The sequence below is a fragment of the Parapedobacter sp. ISTM3 genome (genome assembly GCF_016533505.1).
In the GTDB taxonomy this organism is placed as follows: Bacteria; Bacteroidota; Bacteroidia; order Sphingobacteriales; family Sphingobacteriaceae; genus Parapedobacter; species Parapedobacter luteus.
Window position 1 is genome coordinate 647,285 of the sequence record NZ_JAENGN010000001.1, and the last position, 13,433, is coordinate 660,717.

Consider the following 13,433-nt stretch of genomic DNA (forward strand, 5'->3'; position numbering starts at 1 on the left):
AACGATTAAAAAAAAATAAAATCATGATAAAAAAATTGTTTTCACGTGTGGCGCTCCTTGGGGGGACGCTGATGGTCGGATGTACCAATTTGGATATCGATGTACTGTCGGATATTACGCCTGATAACTTCCCGAAAACCGAAGAGCAACTCAGGGCCGCTTCGGGTGCCATTTATACCGCGTTTGCATCCGAATATGGAGGCGGATGGTGGCTGACGGCCGAAATTTCGGGCGATGCAGCGATACTCCCGGCCAATGGTGGTAACTGGTATGACGGGGGCATATATATGCAATGTGCGCTTCACTCATGGACTCCCTTGACGACCGGCCGGCCAGGGGGGATGTGGGCGTGGCTCTACAACACAATTAACACATGCAACAGTGTGTATGAGTTGTTGATAGCGGCAGCCGACTCGGAGGCGAAGGAAACAGCCATTGCGGAACTGCGGGTGATGCGTGCCTTGTGTTATTTCTACCTGATGGACATCTACGGCGGTGCACCGCTTGTTACGAAGTTCGGTGAAGCGGTCAAAACCCGCAACAGTCGCCAGGAACTCTTCGACTTCGTGGAGAAAGAGGTAACAGAATGCGCTCCGCTGCTGAACCCAAAAAACGACATTACGACTTATGGTCGCCCCAATCAGTTGACCGCATACACGCTGCTGGCCAAGTTGTATCTCAACGCCGAGGTGTACACCGGCCGGCCCATGTGGAACGAGGCCCTGCAAATGTGCGACAGGGTGATTGCATTCGAAGCGGATAACGCCGTGGAATTGCACGGGAATTATCTGGATATGTTCAACTATGACAATGGTCCCCAGATTCGGGAGTTTATCTTTGCCGTCCCCTATGACGAAAACAACCTCCGCGGTTTTACCCCCTCCCGCTTTTTCCTGGGGCGTTATACACTTCAGGCGCTGGGTGGCTATCAATTTGGTGCGAGCAGCTGTCTGCGGGTGATCCCCGGCTTCTACGACCTGTTTACGGAGGATCCGAACGACGTACGCGAGAAAACCTTTATGAAGGAACAATTGTATCGGGAGGATGGCGTCACGCCGCTGAGCATCCAAGGATTTTTGTTGGCTCACCCTAAGGAGATTACGTTCGTAGACGAAAGAACTTTCGATGTGGGCGACACCGATGCGGATTTTTACAAGGGGTATCGCAGCAACAAGTTTACCGTCAGCAAGTCCCAGCCTACTACCAGCCACAGCAATGACTTGCCCGTGTTCCGCTATGCCGACGTGCTGTTGATGAAAGCCGAAGCGATCCTACGTGGCGCAGCGGCGACGAATGGCGACACACCGGTCAGCTTGGTCAACCGTGTTCGCGAACGGTCGGGCTGTGCCCCCTGGGCGTCGGTCGATCTGGATGGCCTGCTCGACGAGCGCGGTCGTGAGCTTTGCTACGAAGCCTGGAGGCGCAACGACCTGATCCGTTTCGGTAAGTACGAAGATGACTTCATGGATTTCAACGTGATCAAGAAAAATACCGACCCGGCTTACCGGCTCTTCCCCATTCCTCAGACGGAAATCGACAAAAACCCCGAATTGACACAGAATCCCGGCTATTGAGTCTAATGGGCCAACGACATGCCCGCATTTAATTGACAATTGTAATATGATAGTTAACAATAATAAAAACAGGACAAGGTACATTGCAATGCTTTGTGCCATATTAATGGCTTGTCTCCATGGCGTTGCGGTTGGTCAGCCGGCAAGCCGCACGAACCCGTGGGAACCGAAAGCAATTGGCGAACTGCCCCCCATAGCGAGCCTTACGGACGGGATGTGGCTGAAAGGTGAGCTCCACATACATTCCCGCCACAGTAAGGATGCCAGCAACAATCCCATCGCGAAGATCGTGGACTTTTCCAAGGCAGTCGGCATGGACTACCTGGCCATCACCGACCACGACAACCACGTGCAGGGAGATGTGGCAAACCACACCTGGGCCGACCCGGAGTTCAAGTCGGACTCCATCTTGATGTTATATAGCTCGGAGTGGACGACAAGCCGTGGCCATGGCAACGTGTTTTCGGCGACACCCTATGACAACCAGCGGCTTTACGATGTCCGCGAGCAGCGCGATGTGGTGGTCGAAGCCGTAAAGAAAGGTCTTGGCGTCCATCTATCTGCCAACCACCCAGCGGGCGGGAACCCCTGGGGGTACTCCTACGATATGGTCGAGTCCATCGAAATATGGAATTCTGCGCTATGGCCCAAAAATGCCAATGCCGTGGTCATTTGGGATAGGGTGATGCTTTCGGCAGGCCGCATGGTGACGGGCCGGGGCGGTAGCGATACGCACCATGGCATACCGGATCCGGAAAAAGGCGAGAAAGAAGAGCAGAACACCAGGCAGGCGGCGTATAATTACGTCGGTACGCCGACGACCTGGGTATTTGCGACATCCCGCACTTCGCAGGCCGTGATCGATGCGCTCAACAACGGGCGGGTCTCCATCAGCCTGAATCCTTACGCCCCGCGCGTGGAGTTCTACGCGGACTTGGACCAGGACGGTACGATGGACATGATGATGGGCGATAACGCCAAGTCAACGGGCAAGCCCGTCAAGTTCCGGGTGCAGCTGGCAGGAAGCCTGGTCCCCGGAGGGACATATACGATCAGCGTTGTGAAGAACGGCCGGAAGTTCGAAGCATTTGAGCTCAGCGACGGCACGGCCACGGTCGAGTTTACCGATACGCCGGCGGCGCTTGGCAGGACGTATTACCGCGTGGAAGTGCAGGGGCCGCCCACACCCTATCCGGAAGTCCCCAAGTCGGTAGAAATCAGCGACAATATGGTTGGGTTTTCAAACCCTATCTATTTCAATTTCGATCCGAACTTTTGAATAGGCAGTAAGGGCAGTAAATGAAATCATAACACAAATTATTTTCTAATGAACGTATCTCTTTTTTTGGCAATCGCATTAGCGGTATCGGGCGGAAATCAGGAAATTCCAGATCATCTGCCGATTAACAAAATACAGGTCATTGGTTCGCACAATAGCTACAAAAGGGCTATTGATCCCGCACTCTTTAAGGTATTGGAAAAACATGATGCCGAGCGGGTTAAGGGATTGGCTTACAGTCATATTCCGATTCTTGATCAGCTCGAAATGGGTTTGGGAAACCTCGAAATCGATGTCTACCGGGACGAAAAGGGCGGAAGGTATGCCCACCCCAAAGGACTGGACTTAGCACCCAACCAAGAGCCTTATGATCCGGACGGTGAAATGCTCAAGCCCGGCTATAAGGTATTGCATGTGCCGGACTTTGATTTCCGAACGGATTCGTATACATTAGAAAGCTTGCTGAAAAAGTTAAGGACGTGGTCAGAAACGCATCCAGACCACTACCCGGTGTTCATCACCTTGGAAACGAAAGGCGGAAGCCCCAGCGCGCCCGGTATGGCGGCTACTGAACCGTTGACCGTGCAGGCCTTTGATGAGCTGGACCAATGTATCGTAGAACATCTGGGAAGAGAACATCTGATCACGCCCGATGACGTCCGTGGGCATTACTCCACCTTGGAAGAAGCGGTATTGGCCGGCAATTGGCCTACCGTAAAGGCAGCCAAAGGAAAATATCTTTTTGTATTGGACGATAGGGGTGCCAAGCGGGCTACTTATATGGAAGGGCACCCTTCCCTTAAAGGTCGTATTTTGTTTATCAATGCCGATCCGGGAACACCGGAAGCTGCTGTGCTGATAAGGAACAATGCCAAACTGCCGGAGATCAAAAGCCTTGTACAACAGGGCTATATTATCCGTACCCGGGCAGACTCCGACACAAAAGAAGCACGTGCAAATGATAAGTCCAATTTCGAAGCTGCATGTAATGCAGGTGCGCAGATCATTACAACAGACTATTACCTGAAAAGTACGTACTTCGATTCGGATTACCGTGTATATTTTGAGGGAGAAAAATACATACGGGTAAATCCGGTATTTGTAACGGATCATTAGTTTTTATCACGCATTGATACCGGTTCAAGGAAACTGAACCGGTATCAATTGTCCGCTGGCCTTAAGGCCCCATACCTGCTGCCAGACTGCGCTTAGACTGCTGCGCGTGACATCGCTGTCCACCTGCGGTGAGCGAGGTGTCAGCCAGCTGTTTTAAACACCCTTACGGCAAGCTGACCGCAGCCTGATTGCCCGCTGATCCGACTGAGCTGCGGCGCCTTCTTGCGGCGGACAGGCACCATGGACCTGCGCAATGGCTGACCTTATGAATATCGATAGATAACATTCGCTTAACACTGCTTTACTACTTTTGCTTCAAATGCCACAGTCCGCATGACAGATGCAGCCTTAGTTAAGTCGTTGAAGCAAGGGGAGCCCGAGGCCTATCGCCTGTTGTATGATCGGTATTGGAAGCTGTTGTACAGCAAGGCGCTGAGCCGTGTGGTTGATGAAGAAGCGGCCCAGGACATTGTCCAGCATATCTTTATCAGCATCTGGGACAACCGGGAAAACCTGGAAATCCATACGACCTTGTCGGGTTTTCTTCAAAATGCTGTAAAATATCAAGTATTCAATCATTTTAGATCGACGCGCATCACACGGCGAGTGCTTGACCAGGCGGCTTATGAAGTGAAACAAATCCTGGAAGAGGCAGATGTGCTGCAATCTCAGGAAGTGCTGGAGCAATCCCTGACCCGGGCATTGGAGGGGATGCCTGAAACCATCAGGCAAACGTTTTTATTGCGCCGTGACAACGTCAGCATTAAAGAAATATCCGCCCGGCTCAACCTCGCCGAGCAGACCGTATCCAACCATTTGACCGAAGCCATCAGACGGTTGCGCAAGAAACTCACCAATCAATCTATCTCCGACGAATACCTCTTTGCGTTGTTTTTGCTGCTGCTTAACAATTAATTCATGAATTGTTAACCAAAACAGAAGGTAGTTTATCCCTGGTCATGTTACTTCATGGCAAAACAATCAGTAACTGTGGATGGTGAAAAATTTCAAAAACTACTCCAACGCTATTTGGACGGTCAGGCTACCGATAACGAAAAACGGGCATTAGACCAATGGTATGATACCCGTCGTGAGCTGGGTAACCATGAACTTTTTAGCGATAAAGAACACGAAAACCGTGTGAAAATGCGAATGGCCCAAAGGATTGAACGCCATTGGACAACACCCAAACGGTCTCGCATATGGCGGCTTCTGCCCTATGCTGCCGCCAGCCTCATCATCATTGCCGGGGTGGCCTCTTCCTTGTTTTACAAATCCCGGACACAGGGCGATGAGCCCCATGCGTTGGCCGCCGTCCAATACCGGGAGGTAACCACCGCCGTCCATCAGGTCAAGAAAATTATGTTGCCCGATAGCTCACAGATTTGGATCAATGCACAGAGCCGTATACGCATTCCCGAACCATTTGAAAACGCGCAGAAACGTGAAATATTCCTTGATGAAGGAGAAGCTTTCTTTGAGGTGGCTCCCAATCCGGAAAAACCTTTTATCGTACATCACGGAACCATGCATACCGAGGTGCTTGGTACGGCTTTCAACATACGGAATTATCGGCAGCTGGAGCATGTCATCGTAGGGGTGCAGCACGGTAAGGTCAGCGTGACATCAAGTGGCCAGCATGCGTTTTACCAAGAACTCACGGCCCTGCAGCAACTGGTATACGATACCAAAGCCGCTGCATTTTCCCGCGGGACAATAGCGTCGGAAAACCTATTGGCGGGATGGCGAACAGGGGTAATCGATCTGTATGAAGCCAGTATCGATGAACTGGCTCTGGCACTGCGGAATCTTTATGGAGTGGAATTAAAACTCGGTGCCGAGCATCTCCGTGACCACCGGTATACCTTGACTATCCGTAGCACACATCGTCTTGAAGAAACCATGAAAGTAATTTGTTCGGTTCATCACAATCAGTATAGGAGGAAAAATAATGAAGTAATTATTTATTAAAACAAGAAGCGGATTTGCCCCCATGGGCAAATCCGGTGTGATTGACAGTAAACATAATGAGTTTGGACGCTTACCTGTTTATTGCCAAGATACGCTACCAACAGCGGTTATTAACGTATCCTTTCAAAGGTATAAAATTGAGAGGGTATAATTTCAATTTTATCAGAATAATTAGTCAATATGAATAATAATACACTGCATCTGCAGCGAATTATGCGTATATCCATTTTAATTTACACGGTTACGTTATCATTTACACAGTTGTTGCTGGCCTCCAATAGCAATGGCCAGGCGCTTCAGAAAAAAGTAACCATCTCAATGGCTGAGCAATCCCTGGTTTCGGCAGTCCAGCACCTCAAGCGTGAACTCCAGGTGGATTTTGCATATGATGTGCACAGCATGGATATGGAAAATATCCGCGTCAAGAAAATGAATATTCAAGGGCAGACCCTGGCTGAGGTATTGCAGCAATTGCTGGCCAATACCGGAATCGGCTATAGCGAGGCTATTCCGGGCACGGTAACGCTCTTTCGCGTGCAGCAGCCAGGCCGCATCGCGGGGCGAATCACCGACGCACAAGGGCAACCGCTGGCTGGTGCCAACATCCGTATTGTAGAATTAAACAGGAGCGCCAGCACCGATGACGAAGGCCGTTTTTCGATGACCATACAGCCTGGCAGTTATACGATCATAGCCAGCTACATCTCTTATGATCCGCAGCGCAAATCCGGCATCATGGTAGGTGAAGGGCAATCCCTGACGGTCGATTTCGCGCTGGCCGAGGCACTGGGGGAGCTCAGCGAAGTGGTGGTGGTAGGCTATGGCAAAAACGTCCGGAAAAACCTGACTACGGCAGTAGGTAGCGTCACGCCGGATAATGTCGCGCAGCGTAACGTGGGCAGTGCCAACCAACTGCTGCAGGGCCAGTTGGCGGGTGTCAATCTGACCGTGACCAATGGGACACCGGGCGGTAAGTCGCGGGTAAGCATCCGGGGGATAAGCTCCATCAACGGCGACAACGAGCCGCTCTACGTGATTGATGGTATCCCGCTGTCGAAATCCACGGCAAGTTATAACTTCTCCGGCGAATACCAGCAAGACCCCCTCTCGCTCATCAATCCGAACGATATTGCCACCATTGATGTATTGAAAGATGCCGCAGCAACAGCCATATACGGCAGCCGGGGTACCAATGGGGTTGTTATCATTACCACCAAACAAGGTAAGCAAGGCACTACGCAAATAACGGTCAACCAGCAAACCGGTATCGGCGTAATGCCGAAAAAATTAAACTTGCTTACCCCAGAGGAGTATATCGCCATGCAGCGCGAAGCGGTGGATACCTACAACAGCGACATGGGGTACGCACCGGGCCAAACGGGTTATATCGATATCGACAGGGTATTGGGCGTCGTGCCTTCCGACCCGTATGATGTCAATTGGCAGGATATGATTATCCGCGATCGGGCGCTTACCTCGCAGACAGATTTGGCATTTAGCGGGGGCACCGATAAGGTCTCCTATTTTACATCGGGCGGGTATCAGTTTCAAGAGGGGATGATTAAGAAAAGCGCACTGAAACGTTACTCTTTGCGGAGCAACATCGACTATAAAGCAAAGTCTTATCTCAATTTTGGCATGCGCCTAAACGGTAACTATACGTTGAGTGAGTCAATACCGAACGGCAATCAAGGGACGGCATTGTTTCAACGGTCGCTTGAACAGCGGCCGTATGACCGCCCGTTTTTACCCGACGGGTCGTATGCCGTAGGCGGTAAGGATATCCTGCGGCATAATGCACTGATCATACTGGACAAGGACGATACCGAAGATAAGAATTTTCAGGGATTGGTCAACCTGTATGCCAACATCAACTTCTTGAAATGGTTTACGTTCCAGAGCAGCTACAACACGGAAGTGCGTCTGGGCAACGGCCATCGCGTGCAACGGATAGGACACCCGTATAATGGAAGCAGGGGGTGGATCAACGACGTGCGGAATTACCGTTACTCGGGCACCTTTGACAACACGCTGACGTTTGCCCGGTCATGGGTAAATGGCTTGGATGTGGAAGCAATGGCCACGCACTCCTTTTACCAAGACGCATATACCTTCAACCAGGCCACGGGCACCGAGTTTCCGTCAGATGATTTTAAGCACATCACCGCAGCAACCATCAAGGTGGGCGACGAAGATGCGTCTTATTATAACATGGAATCGTATATCGGTCGGTTAAACCTGGCCTATAAAAACCGGTATTTCCTGATGGCATCGGCACGCTACGATGGATCATCGAAATTTTCAAAAGACAACCGGTATGCAACGTTTCCGGCATTTTCACTGGGCTGGGTCTTTTCTGAAGAACGTTTCATGGATGGGATAGATTGGCTGGAGTTCGCCAAGCTGCGGGTCAGCTGGGGGAAAACGGGCAATCAGGACGGGATAGGGAACTACAGCTACCTGCCGCTGGCCAGGGGCGGCTACAACTACAATGCGCTGACAGGATTGAGTGTGACGAGCATCGGCAATGCCAACCTGATGTGGGAGACGTCTGTGCAGACCAATGTGGGGACCGACCTGACATTTTTGAATGGAAGGTTGTCGCTCACCTACGACTATTTCGTGAAGAAATCGGATAATCTGCTCTATGATGTGCCTGTCCTGGCGACCAGCGGATTTAACACCCGTACATCCAACATTGGTGCCATGGAAAACAAGGGACATGAACTGTCGATTACCTCGCGGAATATCGAACGGGACGGCTTAAGCTGGAGTACGCAGTTCAATATCGCCTTTATCCGGAACCGTGTGACGAGCTTGTTAGGTGATGCACCCATCACTTTTGGTGGATGGAATGCCATCATCGTGGGGCAGCCGCTTGGAACCATATATGGCTATAAACAGCTGGGTATCTACCAGACATTGGACGAGATTCCGCAGCCGTTGCGAGACCAGGGCGTACGGCCGGGCGATATGAAGTTTGCTGATTTAGACGGCAACGGCATCATCAACTCGCTGGATCAGACCGTTATTGGCAACTCGCAGCCCAAATTTAGTGGCGGATTGACGAATACGTTGCAGGTTAAAGATTTTGATTTCTCCTTGTTTACCACTTTTTCTTTTGGCAATGACGTGGCGGCTGCATGGCGTACCGGATTGGATCACCTTGGGGCAACAGACTATGGCGGGCTGGCTGATAGCTATTATGGTCGGTGGACGGGCCCCGGTACGAGTAACACCGTGCCACGTGCCACCAAAAGCTCGTTCAACCTGAAGAATAGCAATTATTTCGTGGAAGACGGCTCTTACCTGCGTATCAAAAGCCTGACCGTGGGATATCGGCTGCCAAATCGATTTGTGCAACAAATTGGACTCTCCGGGCTCCGCGTGTATGCTACCGGCGTAAATCTGTACACCTTTACAAGCTATAGCGGCTATGACCCCGAAGCATCGGCTACCAGCGACGCGCGCGATTTTGGGATGGATAACCTGGTAACCCCCCAGCCACGGAGTTATATGTTGGGTTTAACGATTAATTTTTGACAAAAAGCAAATGACACCGATGAAAAGTTTTTCTAATATAAGCGCGAAATTCATGCTGTGCATGGTGGCGATAATGGCCTGCTTGGGATGTGCCCAGCAATTGGATCAACTGCCTGAAAGTGGCGTGTCTCCCGACCAGATCAGCGAAGCAAACATCCCGTTCTTTTTGAACGGACTATATCGGCGCGCTACCCCAGACCGCGATAACTATGTGCTTCACGACACAAGGGGCGGCAATTACACCTGGACAGCACTTTCCGGGAATTCAAGCGCTTACGGCGCGTTAATCACGGGTAACAACGTCGATGATCGCCTGAGCTATTCGGCCAATATCTGGAGCCACGCTTACCGCAACATTTATAATGCGAATATCCTTATCGAGGCATGTGATAGACTGGGGGGCAATCTGAACAGCATTAAAGCCGAAACAAGCTATCTTCGGGCATGGCTTTATTACCAACTGGTTACCACTTTCGGAGGTGTGCCGCTGGTCTTGGTCAATACGACGGAAAATATCCCACGCAATAGTGATGCGGAGGTATGGAATCAAATCATCGTCGATATTGACTATGCCATTGAAAATGCGTTGCCTTATGCGCAGACCGGTAATAAAAAGGTTTCCCAAGAAGCGGCAAAGGCACTGAAAAGCCGCGTATTACTTGCCTTGGGGCAAACGGCTGAAGCTGCTGAGCTTGCCGCTTCGGTCATTGAATCGACCGGTCTTCAGCTTGATGCCGATTATGGCGGGATATTCCGTGAAACCGATGGCTCCACGGAAGTTCTCTTTGCTTTCAGTAACCTAAAGACCGAAAGTAATATCCGAATGTCAAGTCTTTTCTGGCCATATGGCACGGCATGGGCCGGTTCGTATTTCGTACAGCCATCGGACTACGCATTGAATACGCTGTATCCGGCGGGCGATGTGCGCAAAGACGTGAACATCCTGCGGATTACCAATAGCGATGGATCGTCCAATGTCATCGTGAGCAAGTATTGGGATGTGCAACCCATCATCATAAGCCGGCTATCCGAACTTTACCTGATTTGCGCCGAAGGGTTCGGAAGAACACAGGGGCTGCCCTACTTGAATGCCGTGCGCCAAAAAAGGGGGCTCTCGCCATTAACCGGGGGCGACTTTGCCGGCGACGAGCAGTTTATTGATGAAGTGTTGGAAGAAAGAAGACGGGAGCTTTTCAGCGAAGGTTTCCTCTTCTACGATTTGGTACGCACGGACAAGGCCATCGATCTGCCGAATGTGCAAAACAGAAACCAGTATGTACTGCCTCTTCCGGGCCAGCAAGTCCGGCTTTCCGAAGGGGTGCTTAAGCAAAACGAAGGTTATTAATGAAAAGGCAAATTGTGATGCATCATACACGGAAAAAAAATAGGATTCAAGCGGTGCTTTTGGTATTCATCTTCTTTGCTTACGCCTGTTCGATGCAACAGCAGGAACGCGGGGCGTCCGGTGCCGCAACAGCGGTATTGAAAGACACGGTAGGCTGGGCAACAACCCTGCTGGATGACGGACTGGTGCGGATGAATTATGAGGGGTATTATGCCCCTTATTCGTCAAACCAAAACGTAAACGTGCTATCGGTGGATTTAAAGCGCTATGCGCTGGCGTTTGAAGACATCCGCCCATCGGATTCGCTGTCGGCCGTGGCGGATGAAGTCGATGGTGCCGTGGCTGGAATCAACGGTACCTATTATGAAATTGCGCGAAACGAAGCAGGAGACAGCGTCTCCTCTTCGTTCTTCAAGACGGCCGGCGTGGTAAAGTCGCGGGTGACTGTACCGGAAGACCATCGCCTGTACTGGAAGCATGAGGGTGCGTTTTTCTATGACAATGCCACGGATAAATGGGGAATCGTGTATGGCGACGCTGATTCATACGAAAAGATGCCTTATGCCAATGTGCTCTCCGGTGCTCCGGTATTGATTCACCGCGAAAAACCCGTTGGTGCAGCGTTTGCAAAAGCGCGGGAAATGCCACTGGATAGCCTTGATTACGAGGACCCCGACCGGCATCAAGGCGTACGGCACCCCCGTACAGCGTTGGCCATTACAACAAAAGGACAGCTTTTGCTCATTACAGTTGATGGCCGTAGGGAAGAAACGGCAGGCATGTCTGCCAAAGAGCTTACCCAATTCATCACGCGCTACTTCGAGGTGACGGACGCATTGAATATCGATGGTGGTGGATCCACCACGTTATGGGTTCGGGGAGCTACGCCTCCCAACGGCGTGGTGAACTATCCCACGGATAACAAACGCTATGACCATTTCGGACAGCGGAAGATTCGGAATGCGATTTTGGTGGTCAAGAAGGATGGTATATGAAACGCATGTCGAACCTATTCATCTGGGGCGTCATTCTACTGGTGGCCCCCTGTTCAGCGCGGTGCCAATTCCGTGTGCTGCCCTACTTGTTGCCTGCAGACGCTGATGCAAACTACCGGCTGACTTGGTTTACCGAAACGGCTGCGCCGGGTTGCCTAGCCGTATGGGAAGACGGTGGCGCGGATACACTGGTCTATACCTCCAGTCCGCTGTATGCCCACGAGCTGGGCTACTCGGCCTTGGAGGAATCCGAACGGGAGAATTATCCCGATATGTTCGCCGGAACCAATTGGAAACATGCCGTCTACCTACGAGGGTTGGTGGGGGAGACGACGTATCGTTACCGTGTGGTACAAGGGCAGGATACGGCGCATAATACTATTAGGACAGCCCCGGAAACAGGCAAACGAACACCGATACGGTTCATCGCGATGGCTGATAGTGAAACTGACCCGGATGGTCGGAAAATATACCGTAGCTGGCCTGCAGGCCCGCAGCATGAACAAAGTACCGGCAGGCCCGATACCGTGAAACACTACCTCCTGACCGAGACGGAAGGGTTTATCGAAAATCTCAAACAGGTAAGGAAAAGCCAGCCTGACTTCGTGCTTTTGGCTGGCGACCTTGTGCAGGGCGGCGGATACCAGCGGGCATGGGATGAGTTCTTTTTCCATACAGCGGGGAAATTTGATGATATACTCGGGCAGGTACCGCTTCTGCCAGCCATCGGCAATTGGGAAAACTATGGTGCCCGCAATGGCGGATACGCCCCTGAAGCGATCCGTTTAGCTCGGGCGAAGTATAAAGCGTATTTTTCGCTGCCGCCCAACGGCAGTGCCAGTTATCAGGATTGTTATTACCGGGTAGACTACGGGCCGGTGACGATTATTACCCTCGATTCGTCAAACGGGCTTCCCGACAGTACGGATGACGACACAAACGTCAACATCAACGTAAGTACTTATCCGTCAGATGACCTACCCGACATTAATCCGGGGTCAGCCCAATGGGAATGGGCGGTAAGTCAGCTCAAGGATGCACATGAAGCGGGTCAGGTGATTTTTGTGCAATTTCACCATGTGCCCTATTCAAGCGGGGGCCATATCCTGCCATTGACCGCTGAGGGCAGCTCCGGGCAAGCCGGTGTTCCTATGCGCAAATACACGCCGATATTTAAGCAATATGGCGTTGTTGCTGTGATCTGTGGACATAATGAGGCACTTGAGCATTCCGTTGTGGATGGCGTACACTTCTGGGATGTCGGCATTGCAGGGGATGGGCTCGGCGCACCGAATGACGATGTAGACCCAAGGCGCAGAAATGAATATAGCCAGTGGAGTGCCCATAAGCATGCTAAAGAGTATTGGGACGGCAACCGGTTAGTTGAGGGAGGAAAGCACTATGGGCATTTGTTGGTAGACGTGAGACCGCATGAAGAAGGGTATACGATAACGATGACACCTCAGTATATTTTCCCTGTCAGGAGTGAGGAGGGACGTGTGCAAACCGTCGAAACGAGAAGGTATAACCACGTTGTGCATGCCAAGTTTCCAAATGATTGAAATTAACAACAACTTAATACTACGTTAGTTTAACCTAATCGTTGTATT

General features: G+C 51.2%; 9 protein-coding genes. All 9 read left to right on the forward strand.

The window, feature by feature from the left end:
* The first annotated feature begins 23 nt into the window (after window positions 1-23).
* The 9 genes from JHJ32_RS02655 (at window position 24) to JHJ32_RS02695 (ending at window position 13,385) form a co-directional block, all read left to right on the forward strand.
* A complete protein-coding gene (locus tag JHJ32_RS02655; RefSeq protein WP_200119673.1) occupies window positions 24-1,574 on the forward strand; it encodes a RagB/SusD family nutrient uptake outer membrane protein in 1,551 nt (516 codons plus the stop codon).
* A gap of 106 nt (window positions 1,575-1,680) precedes the next feature.
* Entirely contained in the window at window positions 1,681-2,853 is a 1,173-nt protein-coding gene (locus JHJ32_RS02660; protein ID WP_233632439.1) for a CehA/McbA family metallohydrolase, read from the forward strand.
* Between the two features lie 48 nt (window positions 2,854-2,901).
* Window positions 2,902-3,969: a phosphatidylinositol-specific phospholipase C1-like protein gene (locus JHJ32_RS02665; RefSeq protein ID WP_200119677.1), complete on the forward strand. Its 1,068-nt coding sequence runs from the start codon at window positions 2,902-2,904 to the stop codon at window positions 3,967-3,969.
* A gap of 333 nt (window positions 3,970-4,302) precedes the next feature.
* On the forward strand, window positions 4,303-4,884 hold the full coding sequence (locus JHJ32_RS02670; protein ID WP_200119678.1) for an RNA polymerase sigma factor: 582 nt from the start codon (window positions 4,303-4,305) through the stop codon (window positions 4,882-4,884).
* Window positions 4,885-4,938: 54 nt separating this feature from the next.
* Window positions 4,939-5,940: a FecR family protein gene (locus tag JHJ32_RS02675; protein ID WP_200119679.1), complete on the forward strand. Its 1,002-nt coding sequence runs from the start codon at window positions 4,939-4,941 to the stop codon at window positions 5,938-5,940.
* 180 nt (window positions 5,941-6,120) lie between these two features.
* Entirely contained in the window at window positions 6,121-9,483 is a 3,363-nt protein-coding gene (locus JHJ32_RS02680; RefSeq protein WP_200119680.1) for a TonB-dependent receptor, read from the forward strand.
* Window positions 9,484-9,502: 19 nt separating this feature from the next.
* Complete coding sequence (locus JHJ32_RS02685) at window positions 9,503-10,828, forward strand: RagB/SusD family nutrient uptake outer membrane protein (protein WP_200119681.1); 1,326 nt, start codon at window positions 9,503-9,505, stop codon at window positions 10,826-10,828.
* On the forward strand, window positions 10,828-11,823 hold the full coding sequence (locus JHJ32_RS02690; protein ID WP_200119682.1) for a phosphodiester glycosidase family protein: 996 nt from the start codon (window positions 10,828-10,830) through the stop codon (window positions 11,821-11,823). The genes JHJ32_RS02685 and JHJ32_RS02690 overlap by 1 nt, the downstream gene beginning before the upstream one ends.
* A complete protein-coding gene (locus JHJ32_RS02695; RefSeq protein WP_200119684.1) occupies window positions 11,820-13,385 on the forward strand; it encodes a metallophosphoesterase in 1,566 nt (521 codons plus the stop codon). The genes JHJ32_RS02690 and JHJ32_RS02695 overlap by 4 nt, the downstream gene beginning before the upstream one ends.
* Window positions 13,386-13,433 lie beyond the last annotated feature (48 nt).